Annotated in this window: 19 protein-coding genes; 3 read left to right on the forward strand and 16 right to left on the reverse strand. The window is 66.1% G+C overall.

What is annotated here, in order from left to right:
• Nucleotides 1–40: 40 nt before the first annotated feature.
• From ACQP1T_RS24515 to ACQP1T_RS24530, 4 genes are read right to left on the reverse strand one after another with little or no spacing between them, the layout of a single operon-like run.
• Nucleotides 41–646 carry a GTP-binding protein gene (locus tag ACQP1T_RS24515; RefSeq protein ID WP_040689533.1) on the reverse strand — a complete coding sequence of 202 codons (606 nt, stop codon included), beginning with the start codon at nt 644–646 and terminating at the stop codon, nt 41–43.
• Nucleotides 621–971, reverse strand: coding sequence for a DUF742 domain-containing protein (locus tag ACQP1T_RS24520; protein ID WP_063037917.1), 351 nt, complete (start codon nt 969–971; stop codon nt 621–623). The genes ACQP1T_RS24515 and ACQP1T_RS24520 overlap by 26 nt, the downstream gene beginning before the upstream one ends.
• On the reverse strand, nt 968–1,396 hold the full coding sequence (locus ACQP1T_RS24525; protein WP_397034206.1) for a roadblock/LC7 domain-containing protein: 429 nt from the start codon (nt 1,394–1,396) through the stop codon (nt 968–970). The genes ACQP1T_RS24520 and ACQP1T_RS24525 overlap by 4 nt, the downstream gene beginning before the upstream one ends.
• Nucleotides 1,396–2,826 (reverse strand): ATP-binding protein, encoded by a 1,431-nt coding sequence (locus ACQP1T_RS24530; protein WP_433755395.1) that lies wholly within the window; start codon nt 2,824–2,826, stop codon nt 1,396–1,398. The genes ACQP1T_RS24525 and ACQP1T_RS24530 overlap by 1 nt, the downstream gene beginning before the upstream one ends.
• A 354-nt stretch (nt 2,827–3,180) precedes the next feature.
• Here ACQP1T_RS24530 and ACQP1T_RS24535 point away from each other — a divergent pair, with 354 nt between their 5' ends.
• Both ACQP1T_RS24535 and ACQP1T_RS24540 read left to right on the forward strand, forming a co-directional pair.
• On the forward strand, nt 3,181–3,612 hold the full coding sequence (locus tag ACQP1T_RS24535) for a type II toxin-antitoxin system Rv0910 family toxin (RefSeq protein WP_433755397.1): 432 nt from the start codon (nt 3,181–3,183) through the stop codon (nt 3,610–3,612).
• A gap of 12 nt (nt 3,613–3,624) precedes the next feature.
• Nucleotides 3,625–4,425, forward strand: coding sequence for an alpha/beta fold hydrolase (locus ACQP1T_RS24540; RefSeq protein WP_433755398.1), 801 nt, complete (start codon nt 3,625–3,627; stop codon nt 4,423–4,425).
• Nucleotides 4,426–4,451: 26 nt separating this feature from the next.
• On the opposite strand, the gene ACQP1T_RS24545 is transcribed toward ACQP1T_RS24540, so the two are convergent.
• The gene (locus ACQP1T_RS24545) at nt 4,452–5,987 is read right to left on the reverse strand and encodes a DHA2 family efflux MFS transporter permease subunit (protein ID WP_433755400.1); all 1,536 of its coding nucleotides are present in this window, start codon (nt 5,985–5,987) and stop codon (nt 4,452–4,454) included.
• A gap of 98 nt (nt 5,988–6,085) precedes the next feature.
• Between ACQP1T_RS24545 and ACQP1T_RS24550 the strand changes: the two genes are divergently transcribed.
• Complete coding sequence (locus tag ACQP1T_RS24550) at nt 6,086–7,255, forward strand: cytochrome P450 (protein ID WP_433755402.1); 1,170 nt, start codon at nt 6,086–6,088, stop codon at nt 7,253–7,255.
• Here the strand turns inward: ACQP1T_RS24550 and ACQP1T_RS24555 are convergent, their stop codons facing one another.
• From ACQP1T_RS24555 to ACQP1T_RS24605, 11 genes are all read right to left on the reverse strand, one after another.
• Entirely contained in the window at nt 7,256–7,846 is a 591-nt protein-coding gene (locus ACQP1T_RS24555) for a TIGR03086 family metal-binding protein (RefSeq protein ID WP_433755403.1), read from the reverse strand.
• A 269-nt stretch (nt 7,847–8,115) separates the two neighbouring features.
• Nucleotides 8,116–9,042, reverse strand: coding sequence for a DMT family transporter (locus tag ACQP1T_RS24560; RefSeq protein ID WP_433755404.1), 927 nt, complete (start codon nt 9,040–9,042; stop codon nt 8,116–8,118).
• A gap of 108 nt (nt 9,043–9,150) precedes the next feature.
• Nucleotides 9,151–10,317, reverse strand: a complete 1,167-nt coding sequence (gene alc / locus ACQP1T_RS24565; protein WP_433755405.1) for an allantoicase — start codon at nt 10,315–10,317, stop codon at nt 9,151–9,153.
• Entirely contained in the window at nt 10,314–11,693 is a 1,380-nt protein-coding gene (gene allB, locus ACQP1T_RS24570) for an allantoinase AllB (protein WP_433755406.1), read from the reverse strand. Before allB ends, alc begins: the two co-directional genes overlap by 4 nt.
• Nucleotides 11,693–12,883: a glycerate kinase gene (locus ACQP1T_RS24575; protein WP_433755407.1), complete on the reverse strand. Its 1,191-nt coding sequence runs from the start codon at nt 12,881–12,883 to the stop codon at nt 11,693–11,695. Before ACQP1T_RS24575 ends, allB begins: the two co-directional genes overlap by 1 nt.
• Nucleotides 12,884–12,885: 2 nt before the next feature.
• Entirely contained in the window at nt 12,886–14,661 is a 1,776-nt protein-coding gene (gene gcl / locus ACQP1T_RS24580) for a glyoxylate carboligase (RefSeq protein ID WP_433755408.1), read from the reverse strand.
• 2 nt (nt 14,662–14,663) lie between these two features.
• A complete protein-coding gene (locus ACQP1T_RS24585) occupies nt 14,664–15,590 on the reverse strand; it encodes an NAD(P)-dependent oxidoreductase (RefSeq protein ID WP_433755409.1) in 927 nt (308 codons plus the stop codon).
• A complete protein-coding gene (locus ACQP1T_RS24590) occupies nt 15,587–16,390 on the reverse strand; it encodes a hydroxypyruvate isomerase family protein (protein WP_433755410.1) in 804 nt (267 codons plus the stop codon). The genes ACQP1T_RS24585 and ACQP1T_RS24590 overlap by 4 nt, the downstream gene beginning before the upstream one ends.
• Nucleotides 16,387–16,767 carry an allophanate hydrolase-related protein gene (locus ACQP1T_RS24595; protein ID WP_433755411.1) on the reverse strand — a complete coding sequence of 127 codons (381 nt, stop codon included), beginning with the start codon at nt 16,765–16,767 and terminating at the stop codon, nt 16,387–16,389. Before ACQP1T_RS24595 ends, ACQP1T_RS24590 begins: the two co-directional genes overlap by 4 nt.
• A 188-nt stretch (nt 16,768–16,955) precedes the next feature.
• Complete coding sequence (locus ACQP1T_RS24600; protein ID WP_433755412.1) at nt 16,956–18,023, reverse strand: XdhC family protein; 1,068 nt, start codon at nt 18,021–18,023, stop codon at nt 16,956–16,958.
• Between the two features lie 4 nt (nt 18,024–18,027).
• Nucleotides 18,028–19,470 carry an NCS2 family permease gene (locus ACQP1T_RS24605; RefSeq protein WP_433755413.1) on the reverse strand — a complete coding sequence of 481 codons (1,443 nt, stop codon included), beginning with the start codon at nt 19,468–19,470 and terminating at the stop codon, nt 18,028–18,030.
• Between the last annotated feature and the right edge of the window lie 26 nt (nt 19,471–19,496).

Genomic DNA, 19,496 nt, shown 5'->3' on the forward strand with positions numbered 1-19,496 from the left:
ATAGGGCCGGGCTTTGTTGAATCACTGTGCAATGCGTCGGTTACTTCCGGGACTCCTGGCGATGGAATAGGAACTCGACGAGCGTGATCAGCGACCGCAGACAGGTGCTGCGCTGACGCGCGTCGAGGGAAGTCAGTGGAGTATCCGGCGCGAGATCCAGTGCGTCCCGGATCTCTTCGAGCGGATAGCGCTTCGCGCCTTCGAACTGGTTGACCGCGACCGAATACTGGACCCCGCGCTCCTCGAGCACGGACAGCACCTCGTCGGCCTTCTCGATGCGCCGGGTGTCCACCAGGACCAGGGCGCCGAGCGCACCGCGCGCCAACTCCTCCCACAGCGGGACGAAGCGCCGCTGCCCCGGCGTCCCGAAAAGATACAGCGCGAGTGTGGGATTCAGCGTAATACGGCCGAAATCCATCGCCACGGTCGTCTGCGATTTGCCGGGTAGCCCGGCCATATCGTCGACGCCGACACTGGCCTCGGTGATCGTCTCCTCCGTACGCAGCGGCCGGATCTCCGAAACGCTGTTCACGAATGTCGTTTTGCCGACACCGAAATTGCCTGCCACCAAGAGCTTTACCGACCGGGTCACGGTCTCCGGCACATAGTCGACAGTGCGCTCAGGCCGGGAGAGCGCGGAGCCCATTGAGTACCTCCTCGAGCAGGGTGATCTCCGGCATGACTTCGGCCGGGGTCGGAGTGGCCAGGTGTTCGCTGTCCAGCAGATCGGCGACGACGATCTTCACCACGGACGGCGGCAGGTCGAGATAGGCGGCGATCTCGGCAATGGACAGGGCGCTGCGACGGCTGCACAGGTTCAGCACCTGGCGCGCATCGGGCGTCGCACCAGGTGCCGGATCTTTGGCGGCGACGACCAGGGTGACCAGGTCCAGCTCGCGACTGGGACGGATCCGCCCCCCGGTGCGCACATAGGCCCGGACCAAGTCGGGGTCTCGCCGGGACCTCGTCATGACGTCAAGCCGCCCTCAACCCTTCCGCGCGGCTGGGCGCCTAACTCGTGCCCGACCCGCCCGGCGAGTTCGTTCATGCGGTGCGCGACCAGACCGATATCGGTTTCGGCTGTCGTCGAAACACCGAGCAGTGCACCCTCGCCCGCCGCGGTGATGAGGATCATGCCCTGGTCGTATTCGGTCATGTTCTGGCGCACACCGTTGTCGAGGCCACCACAGAATTCACCGAGCGCTTTACCTAGTGACCGCAGACCCGAGGCGGCCGCGGCGAAACGCTCGGCATCATCCTTGTTGACACCGTCGGAGTGCGCGATCCGCAGTCCGTCGTCGGACAGCAGCACCGCGAACCGGACGCCGGGAACGTTGCTGAGATCCTCGAGTAGCCAACCCAGCCTATTGCTGCTGTCGGTCACCGGTGTGCTCATCAGGATGACATCCCTTCGCTGTTATCGGAGGCAGCAGCCTCACGGCCGCTCTTGGAACCCATCTGCCAGGCGGAGGCGATTTCGGGACGAGCCTGTCCCGCTTCGGATTCGGTGCCGGTCTGCGCGGGTACCGAAGACACCGCCCGACGGCGTCGCTTGGGTAGGCCGCCACTGGTGATCTCGTGCACAGCGAACTCCTCGTTCTCGGCGGGTTGTTCGCCCACCCCGGCCAAGACCGGAACCGGGGATAATTCGAAGGGCTTATCCTCGGCGACAGCGGGCGGCACGGGTTCCGGGGCCGGGGTGACGGCGGGAACGGCCGGTTCGGCGTTGGCCACGGCGGTGACGAGCAGCGCCTCGGGGATGTAGACCATCGCCCGCATACCGCCGTAAACGTTCGGGCCATCGATGTAGACGGTGAATCCATAGCGTCGGGCCAGTGCCGCGATACCCGGGAAACCGACGCGCGGGGACGGACCGAGCTGGTGGATGTCGATCGGGCGTTCGTTGGCGAGTACCTGCCTGGCCTCCTCCATCTGCTCCGCGTTCATCCGCACACCGGCATCGTCGATGATGACGGTGACGCCGTGGTGGCCCTCCTGGAAGGTCACATCCACATACGACGTCGGCGGGGAGTAGCGCAGCGCGTTGTCGAGCAGCGTGGCCAGCGTGTGCACGAGCGGTTCCACCGCGCGGCTGATGACGATGCGGTCGAGCTGGTTGGCCCGCACCCGCAGGTAGTCACGCACACGCCCGATCGCGCCGCCGACCACATCGGTGAGCGACTGCGCTGGCCAGCGTCGACCCGGCAGACCACCACAGACGATCACATACGACTGCGCCTGCCGCAGCATCTGCTGCACGGTGTGGTCGATGCGGGTCAGGGTGGCATAGACCTCGTCGTCGCGGTGCTCGCGCAGCGCGGCGCTCACCACCTGGCTGACATCCGCGCCGAGGCTGACCACGGAGGTGCCGAAGGAGCGCACCGCCGCACTGGTCGCGGCCCGCGAGGCGGATTCGATCTCGGCGCGAGTGCTCTCCTCGGTCGCCTTGATCGCCTGCTGCGCCTTTTCCTCGGCCTCGCGCACGGCCTGCTCGTGCGCCTCCGACTGCACCATGCGCAGGTCATCGGCGTACCGCTCGGAAATCCATTGCAGGCACTGGACGAACCGGGAATTCTCCTGACCCGTCGGCACCTCGATGGCCGAAACCGGTGCCTCGAAGCGGCGCACCGCTTCGGTCATCGCCGGCAGTGTCTGCCCGGCGAAGTGCTCGAGGGTTTCCTCCTGCGCCCGATTCGCTCTATTGAGGGTGTCGGCGCGGATCTTCTGTTGTTTCGCGTACTGCGCTACATACAACGCCGCCGCCACGGCAATAATGAGAGCGGGGGCGAGGATCCATGAAAGCACCACGGCGATATCTTGATTCATCAGCTCTCTCGTCGTTGCGACAGCCGGAGTCACTGCGCGTTGTCTCGCCTTCCTCGCGACGCCGACCAGGATCAACATTCGTCGAATGCGGCCACATCGACACCGGCACCAACCCCAGAGTGCCCGCACGGCAAGCGATTCGAAGAATCACCGACCGCCCGGATCGAGCCGATCAGTAGCTCGGCACCCGACGACCCGCCCACAGTAGCAGCATCGCGGGGAAGTCTCTCTCGATCCGAGGACCACATTCTGATTCCTCGAACTGCCAGCGGCCCCGAGGATTTCGCGTACCGCCCGATCGGTATGGCCGAATGCTATAAATAGCGAACCGCGGGTACCGGATAATATGCGCGAATGGCAAAGCTCAAGGTGTCCGTCGACGTGCCGATTCCGCCGCAGGAGGCCTGGTCACATACCTCCAACCTGTCCGAACTCGACAAATGGCTGCTCATGCACGAGGCGTGGCGCAACGAGGTGCCCGCCGAACTCACGGTCGGTACCCAACTGGTCGGTGTCGCGTCGGTCAAGGGACTGCGCAATCGGGTCACCTGGACGGTCAAGGCCGCTGAACCGCCGCGCCGACTCGCCTTGAGCGGTACCGGCAAGGGCGGTACCAAATTCAAGCTCGAACTGCTCGTCGCCGCGAAGGGTGCGGGCTCGGAGGTCACCGTCGATATCGATCTGGGCGGCGCACCGCTGTTCGGCCCGATCGGTTCCGGTGTCGCGCGGGCGCTGAAGGGTGATATCGAGCGCTCGTTGGAGCGTTTCGTCACCCTCTACGGCTGAAGGGAATTCGACGTGCCGCATGCCGAGGCCGCGGATGGCGCCCGGATCGCGTATCAGACCGGCGGTGCCGGTCCGCCGCTGCTGCTGCTCAGCGGACAGGCCAACAACCACCACTGGTGGGATGGAATCCGCGCCGACTTCGAGACCGCGTATCGCACCGTCACACTGGACTACCGCGGGACCGGGGACAGCGATAAGCCGGATATCCCGTACAGCACCCTCGGATTCGCCGAGGACGCGATCGCGGTGCTCGACGCTCTCGGCATCGAGAAGACCGCGGTGTACGGCACGTCCATGGGCGGGCGGGTCGCGCAGTGGCTGGCCGCGCGGTTCCCGGATCGGGTGCACACGCTGGTGCTCGGCTGCACGTCACCGGGTGGTCGCCACGCTGTCGAGCGGGACGCCGGGGTGCGCAGGTCACTGGCCCAGCCCGATCCGGTGGCGGCGCGGCAGGCGCTGTTGGAACTGATGTACACCCCGGAGTATCTGGCGAACGCGTCCGGGCCGTTCAACACCCTCGGTGATCCGGCCATGCCCGCCTACGCGAAGCGCAGACATCTCTACGCCAGTAATAGGCATGACGCATGGGATGTGCTCGCAGATATCGCGGTCCCGACCCTGATCGTGCACGGAAGCGAGGACTGGTTCAATCCGGCGGCGAACGCGCCGTTGCTCGCGGAACGGATTCCGGGGGCGCGGCTGGCCTGGATCCCGGGTGCCCGGCACGCCTACTTCGACGAATTCCGAAGCATCGCAAGCCCACTCGTCCTGGAATTCCTGGAATCGAACCACCCCTGGTCCGAGTTCGCCTGATGCACAGGCGAACTCGGACGCTGCGGCTAATGCACCAGCGCCGGTGCGTCCGCGACCTCGGGCAGCTGCGGCTTGGTGCGCGGCAGGAACGCCGCGGGCACCAGGGTCAGCACCATGAGCACCACCGCCACGATGTAGGTGTGGCTGAATGCCGTCGCGGCCTGGCTCAATCCGGTCTCGACCGCGCCGGGTGGCAGCTGTGCCCCGATCGAGGGATCGTAATTCGACGCGATCGCGGGCTTGGCGAACGGATGCTGGTTCAGCAGGCTGCTGAGCACCACCGACATCGTCGCGGTGCCGATGGACCCGGCGGACTGGTTGATGATGTTCATCAGCGTCGTACCGCGCGCGACCTGCTGGTGGGTCAGCGTCTGGATCGCCGCGGTCATGGTCGGCATCATGGTGCAGCCCATGCCGAGGCCCATTACGAACAGCGCGCCCAACATGAACGGATACGACGTATCCGACTTCAGCTGCACGAAGAACACCGTGCCGAGTGAGATCAGCGAGATTCCGACCATCACGATCTTGCCCGGGCCGATCTTGTCGACGAGTCGGCCCGCGATCGGCATCGTCAACATCGCGCCCAAGCCCTGCGGCACCATCAGCAGACCGGCCGCCATCGCCGTTTCGCCGCGCACCTGCTGCAGGTAGGTCGGCAGCAGCAGGCCCGCGCCGAAGAAGGCGGTCGCGAACAGCACCATGGTCAGCACCGCGAAGGTCAGCGATCGGTTGCGGAACAGATGCAGATCGATCAGCGGATGCTCGGTGCGCAACGCGTGCAAGACGAACAGCACGATGAGCACCAGGCCGATGGCGGCGGGTATGAGTACCTTGGCCGCGACGACCGTGCCCTCACCCGGAATCGAGGAGACGCCGAACAGGAACAGCGCAAGACCCGGCGAGGCCAGCAGCATGCCCAGGAAGTCGAAGGATTCCGACGGCTCCGGGTTATCCGCGGGGAACACGATGAAGGCCAGAATGAGCGCGACGACCCCGACCGGAGCATTGATCAGGAAGATCCACTTCCAGCCGTAGCTGTCGATCAGCCAACCGCCAAGGATCGGACCGCAGATCGGGCCGAGCAGCATCGGCACCCCGAGCACCGCCATCACTCGCCCGACTCGTTGCGGACCGGCCGCGTGGGTCATGATCGTCATGCCGAGCGGCATCAGCATGCCGCCGCCGAGACCCTGAATGACGCGGAAGGCGATCAGCGTCTCCATGCTCCAGGCCTGGCTGCACAGCACCGAGCCGAGCACGAACAGCGTCAGCGCGAGCATGTACAGCCGTTTGGTGCCGAACCGGTCCGCCGCCCATCCGGTCAGCGGGATGACGCTGGCCAGCGCGAGGGTGTAACCGGTCATCGACCAGGCCGCGATCGCGGTGGTGGTGTGGAACTCGTTCTGGAATTTGGGGATCGCGACGGTTACGACGGTGATGTCCAGGATCGACATGATCGCGCCGAGCACGACCACCCCTGCCACCTTGAAAACCGCGATGTCGAGCTTGTCGGTCGCGGGATCCGCTGCGACCGACGTGGTATCCGGAGGATGTGTCACCGCTTAAGCCTCGCACCTCACCGACCAAATGACCAGCAAATTCTGCGACCTTCGCCACACCTCGGGTTCGCCGATAGCTCGGCCAGGATGATGGCGGCGTGACTTTGCAGATCTTCGATGCCGAGTTCGCCGCGAATCCATGGCCTACGCTGCGGCGATTGCGCGCGGACGGCGGGGTGCACCGGGTCAGCACACCGGACGGCCCGCCCGCCTGGCTGGTGACCCGGTTCGCCGATGTTCGGGCCGGACTACTCGACAATCGGCTGTCCACTCAGCCGCGCTATGCCGGGGAAACGGACTACCGCGGGTTCGTGGTGCCGTCGCCGTTGGACCTCGGCTTCCTGGAGAGCGAACCGGCGGACCACGCGCGGTTGCGGCGTGCTGTCACCGCCGAGTTGTCGCCGCGGCGGCTCACCGAATGGGCGTGCACGGCACCGGAATTGGTGTCGGCTTGTTTGGCGGAGGTGGAGACGGGCGTCGCGATCGATCTCATCGAGCGGTTCGCCGTCGCGCTGCCAGCGACCGTACTCGGCGAGTTGCTCGGCTTGGCAGGGCCGGAGCGCCAGGCGTTATTGCGTTGGGCGCGTTCGACATTGCTGCCGAATGTGACTCCCCCGCGGGCTCGCGACACGCTGACCACCATGCGCGCCATCGTGATAGCGACGATCGAGGGGGCGCGGGGCGACAATGTGCTCGGGCGGCTGGTGCGGTCGAGTAACGCGACCGGTTCGCCCAGTGCGCACGAGCTGGCCTCGATGATCTTCTATCTGCTGTTCGTCTGGTACGAAGTGCTCGTCGACCTGATCGCCGGATCCGCACTGGCGCTGCTCACCAATCCGGATCAGCTCGGGGTGCTGCGGACCATGACCGATGCCCGACCGGCGGTGGATGAGCTGTTGCGTTATCTGTCGCCGCAGGTGGTTTCGGGGCCGAGATTCGCCATCACCGACCTCGATATCGCGGGGCACACCATCCGTTCCGGTGACACCGTGCTGCTCTGTCTGGCATCGGCCAACCACGATCCGGACATCTTCGACAATCCGGGCGGACTCGATCTCGCGCGCAGCAATAATCCGCAGTTGGGTCTTGGGTATGGCGGCCATGCGTGTCTCGGCACCGCGTTGGTTCGGACCATCGCCGGGGCCGTGCTGCGGACGCTGCTGCTGGACCAGACTCCGGCTCTCGCCTGCGATCCGCGAAATATCCAGTGGCGCTCAGGTTTTCGGCATCGCGGACCGCTCGAGTTAGCTATCGTGTTGCCGCGGTAGCTAACCGGACTTCCACGAAGGATCCCGGCCGAACCAACCTGCGAGCCGATCGTATGCGGGAGCGTCGGGCGGCACGGGCACCTCGAGGTCGAAAGCCTTGTCCGGGCCGCGGAACTCCGGGCGCAGCATCTTGTGCGACCAGGCCAGTCCGTGCTCAGCGACGTCCGGATCGAGGTCGATGGTCTGGTCGGTCGCACGGACGAGATCCCAGGTGTGCATGGCCAATTCGGTGATCTGCTGGTCGGCTCGGCTGCGCAGCGGCGCTTCGGCGCCGCCGGGTACCGGAACCGGTCGTTCCAGGTCGGCGTGGTGCCAGACATCGAGAACGGGTGCGGCGGCCGCGCGGTACTCCGCCGCCCAGTTCGCACTCAACTCGGCGGGCGGCGCCGCCCAATCGGCCGTCTCACCGCGCGCCGAAGCCAGGAAATTCCGCAGGCTCTGCCCGATGACATGTCGCACGAGCGCCTGCACATCCCAGCCGACACAGGGTGTTGCCAGAGTGGCCTGTTCCGGCCGAATCGCCGCGATGACCTCGCCCATCTGAGTCAATGCGCGGTCCAACAGTTCCACAGTGGGGTCAACGGTATCCACGCCTGTCGATTCTGCCCCGCGACTGCCGCACACATCGCGGAACGCGCAACTCGACCGCCTACGCCGCGCACGATTTCCCTCGGTGTGGAGCGGGTTCAGCGACTTCCGGATCATCGGATGCGGTGACACGCAGTCGGGACCGAGTGACGGCGACACCGGCCGCGCACCCTTTCCCTCAGCGTGGAGAGAGTCCAGCGACTTCCGGATCGATGGATGCGGCAACGCGCGGCCGGGACCGAATGACGGCGACACCGGCCAGGCACATTCTCTCAGCGTGGAGCTGGTTCGACAGTTTCCGGATCGACGGATGCGGTGACGCGCGGCCGGGACCGGGTGATGGCCACACCCGCCAGGCACAGCACACCGCCGATGATGGTCAGCGCGCCGGGCACCTCGTCGAGCGCGATCCACGACATCAGCACGACCAGCGCCGGGACCGCGTAGGTCGTCACGCCCATCTTTCCGGCCGTCGTGCGGGCAAGCGCGTAGGCCCAGGTGGTGAACGCCAAAGCCGTGGGGAAGACGCCCAGGTACACCAGGCTCAGCGTCGACGACAGCGGCGCGTCGGCGGCCTCGGTGATCAGTTGCCAGGAGAACGGCAGGCACGCGACCGTTCCGATGACCGAGCCGAAGGTGACCACCTGCAATGCGGACGCACTGATGAGCGCCGGTTTCTGCGCGATGGTCGATGCGGCCCAGACGATGGCCGCGAGTAGGCACAGCACAACACCGAGCACCGCCGCGCCGCCGCCATCGGAGGTCGAAAGTCCGACGACGATGGTTCCGGCGAACGACACGACCAGCCCGGCCATCAGCCGGGCCGGAAACCCTTCCCGCAGGACCAATCCGCCGAGCACCGCGATCAGCACCGGACCGATGCCGACGACCATCGCCGCGGTCCCGGCGTCGACATTCCGCTCACCCCAGTTCAACGCCACCATGTAGACGCCGAACCACAACACTCCGGAAATCACGATGCCCGGCCACGCGGCCCGCGGTGGCAGGCCCTCGCGACGGATGACCAGCACCGTCACCAGCGTGATCGATGCGGCGAGCAATCGCCCGAGTGCCAGCGCGCCCGGCGAAAAATCGTGTCCCGCACTGCGAATGAACACGAAGGCCGAAGCCCACAGGACCACCGTCACCGCGGCGGCGACAATGGCTTGCCGCTCGACCGACCCTTCCGCACGCACCATGGGCCGAACCTAGATCAGTCGGCCGACAAGTGCCAGCGGTTTTCGGACGCGGACCAAGCCGGTCGGGCGGGCAACCGGCGGGGCGCCGATTGTCCGTCCGACCAGCGATTACAACGCGAGCAGCGCGTCGATCACGGCCGGCGGCACCGCGTCGGCGCTCGCAAAGGGGCGTTGCGCCATCAGCTTCCGCGCTTCGTCATGGGACAGCCCGCCATCTGTGGTGAGTACCTCGAGCGCATGTGCGTCGGGCAGGGCTGCGAGCCAGGCGACGGTGTTGCCGACCAAGGTCTGCGGATCGATCTCGCCGTGCACCCGCAACCGGGCCACCCCGCCGTCGGGGTATACATCGAGCCGGACATGGGTGACCGGCGCACCGGCTCCGATCCGGAAGAAGTGACGAGCATCCGGCTGCAGCCGAGTGCGCGGCAGCATTTCGGTCCACGACGACGGATCATCCAGGTCCGCACCGGAATCGGTATCCGCCCCGCGCAGCACCGCCCAACCCGGCGCATTGCCGACATAATTCGAGGTGTCGATCTCCACGCGCCGAATCGTCCCGCGCGCACCCAGCCGCACCGTGACGTGATCATTGCCCGCATCGCGGCGGCGCGCACCCTCCCAGCCTTCATCCATCTGCCGTGACCGGCCGGGCAGCAGAATATTTGTCGGCGCGGAGAAGAACATATTCGAGCAGTCGACCACATCGCCGCCGTGTTCGAGAGCGGCGAGATCGACTGTGCCACTGAGGAAACGCGGATCCGGCAGCGGGACGCCGTGGACGCGGAAGCGGGCAACGCCACCGTCCGGGTAGATCGAGAGCCGGATGTGGGTGAAGCGGCGCGCGTCGGTGACCTCGAAGAAGTTGTCGGTATTGCCCGCGATATCCGACTTCGCGACCAAGGTCACCCATTCCGCCTGCTGGAGTTCGGCCGGGGACGGCTGCCCCTCCACACTCGTGGCCTCGACCGAGGCGAAGGGCGGGAAATTGCCGATGAACCAGGAGGTGTCGATGACGACACCGTGCACCCGGCCGGGCACACCGAGCCGGACAACCGCGTAGTCATTGCCGGTTTCGCGACGCCGCCGCGTTTCCCAGCCGTCGTAGGTCTTGCCCTTGTGGCCGAAGTCCTCGGTGCTGAACACCGCACGGCCGGGCCGGATCAGGTTCTCCCGCTCGGCGAACAACTCGTCATTGGCGTAGATCACGCTGCCCGCGAGCGCGCGGGAGGCGAGATCGGGCAGTCGAGTGAAGGCGGGGGCGGATTGATCGGTCATACTTCTCCTCGGGCCAGGAGCCGCCCCTGCGGCTCGTTATCGAGATCGATTCGGTTGCCGCGCAACCAAGTACTGCGGACCGCGCCCGCGAGTGGGCGGGCCGCGTACGGCGTGACGGCGTTCTTGTGGTGCAGGCGATGCACGTCGACGACGAAGGCGTCATCGGGTGCGAAGACACAGAAATCCGCGTCGTAGCCGACCTCGATGGCGCCCTTGCGGCGCAGGCCCGCGTGTTCGGCGGGCGCCCGGCTCATCCATCGAGCGATATCCACCAGGGTGAATCCGCGCAGTCGCGCCTCGGTCCAGACGGCCGAGAGTCCGAGCTGCAGTGAGGAAATGCCGCCCCAAGCCCGGGCGAAGTCGCCGGTGTCGAAGCACTTCAGGTCGGCGGTCGATGGCGAGTGGTCCGAGACCACCATATCGATGGTGCCATCGCGCAACCCTTCCCAGAGCAATTCGCGATTGCCGCTCTCGCGGATCGGCGGACAGCATTTGAATTGCGTTGCACCGTCCGGAATTTCCTCCGATGCGAAGGACAGGTAGTGCGGGCAGGTCTCGGCGGTGATCCGGACGCCGTCGCGGCGGGCCGAAGCGATCATCGGCAGTACATCCGAACTCGACACGTGCAGAATGTGCACGCGGCAGCCGGTCCATCTGGCCAGTTCGATCACCTGGGCGACGGCCAAGTTCTCCGCGCCGCGCGGGCGCGAGCGCAGGAAGCCGGAGTACTTGTCGCCCTGGGGAATCGGCGCGTGTTCGATCGCGTGCGCGTCCTCGGCGTGCACGATGAGCAGGCCGTCGAACGAGCGGATCTCCCGCATGGCCTGTTCCAGCTGGGCGGCGTCCAGTGCCGGGAATTCGTCGACGCCGGAGTGCAGCAGAAAGCATTTGAATCCGAATACACCGGCGTCTTGGAGCTGCCGCAGATCTGCCACATTTCCGGGGATCGCGCCGCCCCAGAATCCGACATCGACGTGCACCCGATCCTGGGCGGTCTTGCGCTTCACCTCGAGTGCCGCGAGATCGCAGGTCGGTGGAATGCTGTTGAGCGGCATATCGATAATGGTGGTGACACCGCCCGCCGCGGCCGCCTTCGTCGCGCTCGGGAAGCCCTCCCATTCGGTGCGGCCGGGATCGTTGACGTGCACGTGCGCATCCACAACACCCGGCAGCAGCACCTCATCGGCGGCCAGTTCGACGACCGTTTTCGCGGTCAGGGCGGAGTCCAGCGGCTCGATCGCCACGATCCGGCCGTCGCGCACACCGATCGAGCCGACGGTCTCCCCCGCCGTCCCGATAATCCGCTCCGCACGGATCACCAGGTCCAGGTGTGCGGGGACCGGTGAGATCGGCTCGATCTCGAAGTTCTCCCGCATCACACAACCCCGTCGGAAATCATCGAAATCTCCCGGTGCCTGGCAGTGGGCGGGTACGTCGGGGGCTGCGGCGGCAGATGTTCCGCAGCGATCCGCATACCCAATTGCTCGAGCAGCAGTTCGCCCTCCGCGAAGCAGCGCGCGATATCGGGTTCGATCTCGGCCAGGGCGTATGCGGCGGAAAACCCGGCGTCATGCAATCGCTTGGCGGGCAGCGTGTTCCGGCCACAAACGGCCACCACCGGCACGCCCGCGGACCCCGCGGCTGTGGCGACACCAGCCGGTGCCTTGCCATACAGGGTCTGCTCGTCGAGCATGCCCTCCCCGGTCACCACCAGATCCGCATCGGCCACCCGTTCAGCGAAACCGACCAGCTCCAAAACCAATTCGATCCCGGGACGCAGCCGAGCACCGAGCACCGAGACGGCCGCGAACCCGACGCCGCCCGCCGCACCGGCACCCGGACGATCGCGCAGATCGTTGCCGGTCGCGGCCGCAACACAATCCGCCCAATGGGTGAGCGCCGAATCCAGTTCCGCCACTTGGTCACCGTCGGCTCCCTTTTGCGGGCCGTAGACGGCGGCCGCACCGCGCGGACCGGTGAGTGGATTGTCGACATCGCATGCGACGGTGATCTCGACACCGGCCAGGCGTTCCCACACCGGCTCCAGGTCGATGGTGTGGAGTCGAGCCAATGCCGCACCGCCATCACCGATTTCGGTCCCGTCGGCGGCGAGCAGCCGCGCACCGAGCGCCGCGAGCAGCCCGGCACCGCCATCGGTACCCGCACTGCCACCGATGCCGAGCACCACCCGGCGGCAGCCCGCATCGATTGCCGCGGCGATCACCTCGCCGGTACCGCGGCTGGTGGCCGTCATCGGTGCGAACTCCCCACCGGGTAGCCGCACGAGCCCGGATGCGTCCGCCAGTTCCACGACGGCGATATCGTCGCGGCGGGCATACGCCGGGCACACCGGTTCGCCGGTGGGTCCGGATGCGGTCACCGGGACCGCCTCGAAACCCGCGGCCGATACGGCGGCGACGGTGCCGTCCCCGCCGTCCGCGATCGGCACCACCGACACCTCGGCACCGGGCCGGACGCGATGGATACCGGCGCGGACAGCGGCACCGACCTGTGCGGCGGTCAATGACCCCTTGAACTTGTCGGACGCGATCAGGACTCGAGTCATGCTCAGTCCAGTCGCGCGGTCGCGGTCGGGACGTCGGCCGCGGACTGCGCGAGTTCCTCGAATTCGACGATATTGTCGATCTCGAGTCCCATCGACACATTCGTCACCCGTTCGAGGATGACCTCCACGATCACCGGCACCCGGAATTCGGTCACCAGCTTCTTCGCCTCATCGAGGGCCGATCCGATCCATGCCGGATCGAATACCCGAATCGCCTTGCAGCCCAAGCCTTCCGCGACCTTGACATGGTCGACGCCGTAACCCGCGAGCTCCGGACTGTTGATATTGTCGAAGGCGAGCTGCACGTAGTAGTCCATATCGAATGCGCGCTGCGCCTGACGGATCAGGCCCAGGTACGAATTGTTCACCACCACATGGATGTACGGGATATTGAACTGCGCGCCGACGGCCAATTCCTCGATGAGGAACTGGAAATCGTAGTCACCCGAGAGCGCAACGACGGTGGCTTCGGGATCGGCCGTCGCGACACCGATGGCCGCGGGCACGGTCCAGCCCAGCGGCCCGGCCTGTCCCGCGTTGATCCAGTGCCGCGGTCGGTAGACGTGCAGCAGCTGCGCCGCCTGGATCTGGGACAGACCGATCGTGCTGACATAGCGCACCTCGGGCCCGAATGCCTTGTTCATCTCCTCGTAGACGCGCTGCGGCTTGATCGGCATATCGTCGAAGTGCGTCTTGCGCAGCCCCACCTGTTTCCGGTTGCGGCACTGCTCGGCCCACACACTGCGATCGGGCAGCTGTCCGGCCGCGTCGAGTTCGCGCGCGACCTCGACGAAGACGCGCAGTGCGGCACCCGCGTCGGAGGTGATGCCGTAGTCCGGTGCGAATACCCGACCGATCTGGGTCGGCTCGATATCGACATGTACGAAGGTGCGGTCCTTGGTGTAGGTGTCCACACCGCCGGTATGCCGGTTGGCCCAACGGTTTCCGATGCCGAGCACGAAATCGGATTCGAGCAGGGTGGCATTGCCGTACCGGTGCGAGGTCTGCAATCCGACCATGCCCGCGTGCAGCGCGTGATCATCGGGAATCGTGCCCCAGCCCATCAGGGTCGGCACCACCGGCACACCGGTGAGTTCGGCGAATTCGACCAGCAGCGCCGCGGCGTCGGCATTCACGATGCCGCCGCCCGCGACGATCAGCGGCCGTTGTGCCGCATTCAACATCTCGATGGCCTTGACCGCCTGCGCCCGAGTCGCGGCCGGACGGTGCACCTCCAGCGGCTCGTAAGTCTCGATATCGAACTCGATTTCGGCGAGCTGGACATCGATCGGCAGATCGATCAGGACCGGACCCGGCCGACCCTCCCGCATCAACCGGAAGGCCTTCTGGAAGGTTCCCGGTACCTGTGCGGGCTCGAGCACCGTCACCGCCCACTTGCTCACCGGTGCGGCGATGGCGGCGATATCGACGGCCTGGAAGTCCTCCTTGTGCAGCTTGGCCACCGGCGCCTGACCGGTGATGCACAGGATCGGAATCGAATCCGCGCTGGCGGAATACAGGCCGGTGATCATATCGGTGCCCGCGGGCCCCGACGTTCCGATGCAGATGCCGATATTGCCCGCTGCCGCCCTGGTGTAGCCCTCGGCCATATGCGAGGCGGCCTCGACGTGGCGGGCCAGCACGTGCTTGATTCCGCCGTGTGCGCGCATCGCGCTGTAGAAGGGATTGATCGCGGCGCCCGGCAAGCCGAATGCCTGTGTCGCGCCTTCTTTTTCGAGAATCAGAACCGCGGCGTCCACGGTGCGCATGCGTGCCATGGTCAGTTCTCCCGGCCCGACAGCGCCTCGGTCACCTTCAGCAGACCCGAGTGGTCCAGTGCGCCGTGCCCCATCGCGCGGGCGGCGGCGATCAGCTGCGCGGTCAGCGCACCCATCGGGATCGACACCTCGGCGTCGCGGGCGGCCTGCAGGATGATGCCCATATCCTTGTGGTGTAAGTCGATTCGGAAGCCGGGCTTGAAGTCTCGCTTCAGCATGGACGCGCGCTTGAGTTCGAGGATCTTGCTGCCCGCGAGCCCGCCCGCCAGCACATCCAGGCCCTGCTCGGCATCCGCGCCCAGGTTCTCCATCAGCAGGATGGCCTCGGCGACCAGGGCGTAGGTGCCGCCGACGACGAGCTGGTTGGCGGCCTTGACCACCTGACCGGCGCCGTTCGGCCCCACCAGCGCGAAGGTCTTGCCGACCGCCTGGAAAATCGGTGTGGCCGCGGCGAAGTCGGCCTCGTTGCCACCGACCATGATCGACAGCGCGGCATTGATCGCGCCCGGCTCACCGCCGGAGACCGGGGCGTCGAGCACCCGCAGGTTCTTCTCGGCGCCTCGCTCGGCGGTCCAGCGCGCGGTCTTGGGCGTGATGGTGGAGAAGTCGATGTACAGCGTGCCGGGGGCGGCGTGCAGCAGCACATCGGCGAAGACCGCCTCGACGTGCTGGTCCTGCGGCAGCATCGTGACCACGATGTCCTTGTCCCGCACCGCTTCCGCGACACCGGACGCTGCCGAACCACCCGCCGCCTTCAGCTTCTCGAGTCCGGTCGGGCCGATGTCGTAACCGGTCACCTCGTGCCCGGCGGCGACAAGGTGACCCGCCATCGGGCTGCCCATGATCCCCAGGCCGATAAACCCGATCCTGCGCCCACCCGTCGCCCGACCGCCACCCCTCACGGAATCGCTACGCGATGCTTCATTCATTTCATCCACTTCCAATCCAGCTCGGGGTCTTTGTATTCGAGGCCGATCCAGCCGTCGTAGCCGCTCTCGGCCAGCGTTTCGAAGAGCGCGGCGAAATCGAGTTCGCCGGTGCCCGGTCGGCCGCGGCCCGGGTTGTCGGCGATCTGGACGTGGCCCAGATGCGCCGCGTGCGTGCGGATCACCGAGTGCAGACCCTCGCCCATGCGGGCCAAGTGGTAGAGGTCGCAGAGGAACCGCACGTTGGGCGCATCGGTCTGCTCGATGATCTGCACGGCGTGTGCGGCGCTCACGATCGGATAATCCGGCGACTCGAAGGAATTGAGCGCCTCGAGCAAGACCGTGGCACCGATGGCACCGGCCGCCTGTGCGGCGAGGCTCAGGTTCTCCAGCGCGAGTTCGTCCTGTTTCTCCGGACTTTCGCCCTCGACGCGGTTGCCGTAGAGGGCATTCAGCGCGCGGCAGCCGGTCTCCTCGGCGATGCCGACGGCGACATCGATATTGTCGCGGAACCGGGTGACCTCACTCGGCACCGAGACCAGACCACGGCCACCCGCCGGGATCAGGTCGATGAAGTTCAGACCGACCAATGCCACACCGGCATCGCGGATCGCGCGCACGAACGCGTCGATCTCTTTATCGCCCGGCGTCGGATTATCGCCGAACGGCCACCAGAATTCGACCGCGTCGAATCCGGCCTGCTTCGCCGCGGCGGGGCGTTCCAGCAGCGGGAGATCGGTGAACAGGATCGAGCAATTGACATCGAATTTCGGGAAGGCGATGCCCCCGGCCTGATTACTCATTCAGCTCCTTGACGGTATTTCTTCCAGCTGCCGATTGCGGTGATATCGATCAGCTCCGGATACGAGGTGGGCGCGCGGCGCAGCAGCATCGACAGGACCGAGCGGCCGTCGTCGAGTTCGATCGCGCCGAGTTCGAGTTCGGGTGGTTCGGCAGGCAGCAGCCGCCGTCGCAGCACTTCCATCGGGATGTCGAAGAGTTCACCGGCGATCGAATCGCCGCCATCGGCGACCGGATCCAGACCCGGGAACCGATCGCCGACCGAATAGAAACGGTAGCGCGGCGCGGTTTTCGCTGCACCGGCGAAAGGCACGCCGTCGAGCAGATGATTCAGCGGTTCGCCACGCATGGCGGAACCATTCAGAAATATCAACGGCATTCGGTGAATCCTTTGTTCGCAATTTCGTCAATTATGTGGGCCGACCGCGGTGTCGGAATAGCGGCGATTAACCCGAAGCCGCTCGGATATCCCGAAGTCGATTTCGTAGGATGCTCCAGCCGCTGAATCGGCGTCGAAACCGCGCGCCCCGCGTACCGGGTGTACGGATGCACGGCGGGGTGCGCGGCTCACCAGACCGGGAGCAGGTCCCGGTGGATCGGTCCGCCGGTGGTGGTGAGCGGTTGGGCCGAGCCGCTGCGGCGGACCGCGACGATCTCAGCGGCGATGGAGACTGCCGTCTCCTCCGCCGTCCGGGCGCCCAGGTCCAGTCCGATCGGCGAATGCAATTGGGCCAGTTCGGATTCCGTCAGACCGGCAGCGCGCAATCCGGCCATGCGGTCCTCGTGGGTGCGACGGGAACCCATCGCGCCCACATAGGCCACCGGCAGGCGCAGCGCCACCTCGAGCAGCGGGATATCGAATTTGGCGTCATGGGTGAGCACACACAGCACGGTGCGCGAATCGACCTGTGTACGTGCGAGATAGCGGTCCGGCCACTGCACGACGATCTCGTCGGCATCCGGAAAACGCGCACGCGTGGCGAACACCGGGCGGGCATCGCAGACGGTGACGTGATATCCGAGGAAGCGGCCGATCCTGGTCACGGCGGCCGCGAAATCTATTGCGCCGAAGACGATCATGCGCGGCGGGGGTACGTACGATTCCACGAAAACGGTGACTGCACCGGCACCGCAGCCGATCTCGCGCACACCGGTCGCGCCGGTATCGAGCATCGCCCTGGCCTCGGCCACGACGACCTCGTCGAAGGGGGCGCCGACGGTCCACCAGGACCCGACCGCCATCGCCGCACCGCTGCTCAGATCCCGAACCAGTGCCACCGCCTCGTCGGTGCGCAGGATTGCCTCGATGGCGACCTGCTGCACCGCGGTGATCCGCTGGACGAAGACCTCCAGTTTGCCACCGCAGGTCAGACCGACCCTGAAGGCGTCATCATCGCTGTATCCGAAGATTTCGCGCACCGGCTGTCCGGTGCGCAGGACCGCACGGCAGAGTTCGTAAACCGCGCCCTCGACACAGCCACCGGAAATGCTTCCGATGACAATGCCGTCGGCGTCGACCGCCAGCGCCGCACCGGGCGGCCGAGGGGCGCTTCCGGTGACGTCGATGACGGTGGCCACGGCGTAATCCTTCTCCGCCGCATGCCATTTCCGAAGTTCTGCCGTGAGGTCGCGCATGGTGCTATCCGCCCAGGAGTAGTTCGATGGCCGAGATGCCGAAGTAACCGGCGAACACGAGGCTCACCACCCCGATCAGCCAATGGATTTCACGGAATTTGCCGCGCGCCAGCTTGATCACCACGTACGCGATCAGGCCCGCGCCGACACCGTTGGTGATGGAGTAGGTGAACGGCATCAACACGATCGTCAGGAAGGCGGGTACCGCCACCTCGAGATCGTTCCAATCGATCTTGCGGGCCTGGGTCATCATCAGCGCACCGACGATCACCAGCGCCGGTGCGGCGGCCTGGATCGGCACCACGGCCGCGAGCGGGGTGAAAAATACTGCGACGCAGAACAATCCACCGGTCACCAGGCTGGTCAATCCGGTGCGGGCGCCCTCACCGACACCCGTCGCGGATTCGACGTACACGGTATTTCCGGCACCGCCGCTGACACCGCCGATGACTTGGGAGATACCGTCGATGGTCAGGACCTTGCCGATACCCGGCATGGTGCCCTTCTCATCGAGCAGTCCGGCCTCGTCGCACACGCCGAAAACCGTTCCCATGGCATCGAAGAACCCGGTCAACACCAGAGTGAACAGCACGACGCCCGCGACCAGCCCGCCCGCCTCGGCGAATCCGCCGAACAGGTCGATATTCAAGGCAAGCCCGAAATCGGGTGCGGCGAAGAATCCCTGCGGTTTCTCCGGCACGACCGGCCCCCAGGTCTGCGGGTCGATCTCGGCCAGTGCGTTGACGATAATGGCGAGCACCGTCGAGATGGCGATGCTGATCAGAATCGCACCGGGTACTTTGCGGATGAACAGTGCCAGCATCACCAGCAGGCCGACCGCGAAAATCACCACGGGCCAACCGGATAGGTGACCACCCGCCCCGAGAGTGACCGGCGGGCCGGTCTGCGCGCCGTGCCCGACCACCCCGGCCGAGACCAGTCCGATCATCGCGATGAACATGCCGATCCCGACGCCGATCGCATTCTTGAGACCGAGCGGAATGGCATTGATGATCATCGTCCGCAGTCCGGTCGCGGCAAGCACCACGATGATCACACCCATCAGCACGACCAAACCCATGGTCTGCGGCCAGGTCATATGCGGCGCCGCCTGGAAGGCGACCACCGGAACCACACCGAGTCCGGCGGCGAGCGCGAGCGGAACGTTGCCTGCGACGCCCATCAGGATGGTGCTGAGTCCCGCGGAAAACGCGGTGGCCGTGGTGAGTTGAGCGATGCTCAGTTTGTCACCGTTGACATCCGCGACACCGCCCAGTATCAGCGGCACCAATAGGATGACGTAGGCCATGGCGACGAAAGTGGTGATACCGCCCCGGATTTCGCGGGAAACGGTGGTTCGGCGTTCGCTCAGCCGGAAGAACCGGTCGAGCGCAGACCTTCCTGCTACCGCCTCTGGTGTGCTCGGCTTGGTCTGAATCTGGGTCATTGGCGTGCCCTCCTCGGGGCGTAGCC

Origin of the sequence: Nocardia sp. CA-135398 (assembly GCF_050955845.1) — a bacterium.
In the GTDB taxonomy this organism is placed as follows: Bacteria; Actinomycetota; Actinomycetes; order Mycobacteriales; family Mycobacteriaceae; genus Nocardia.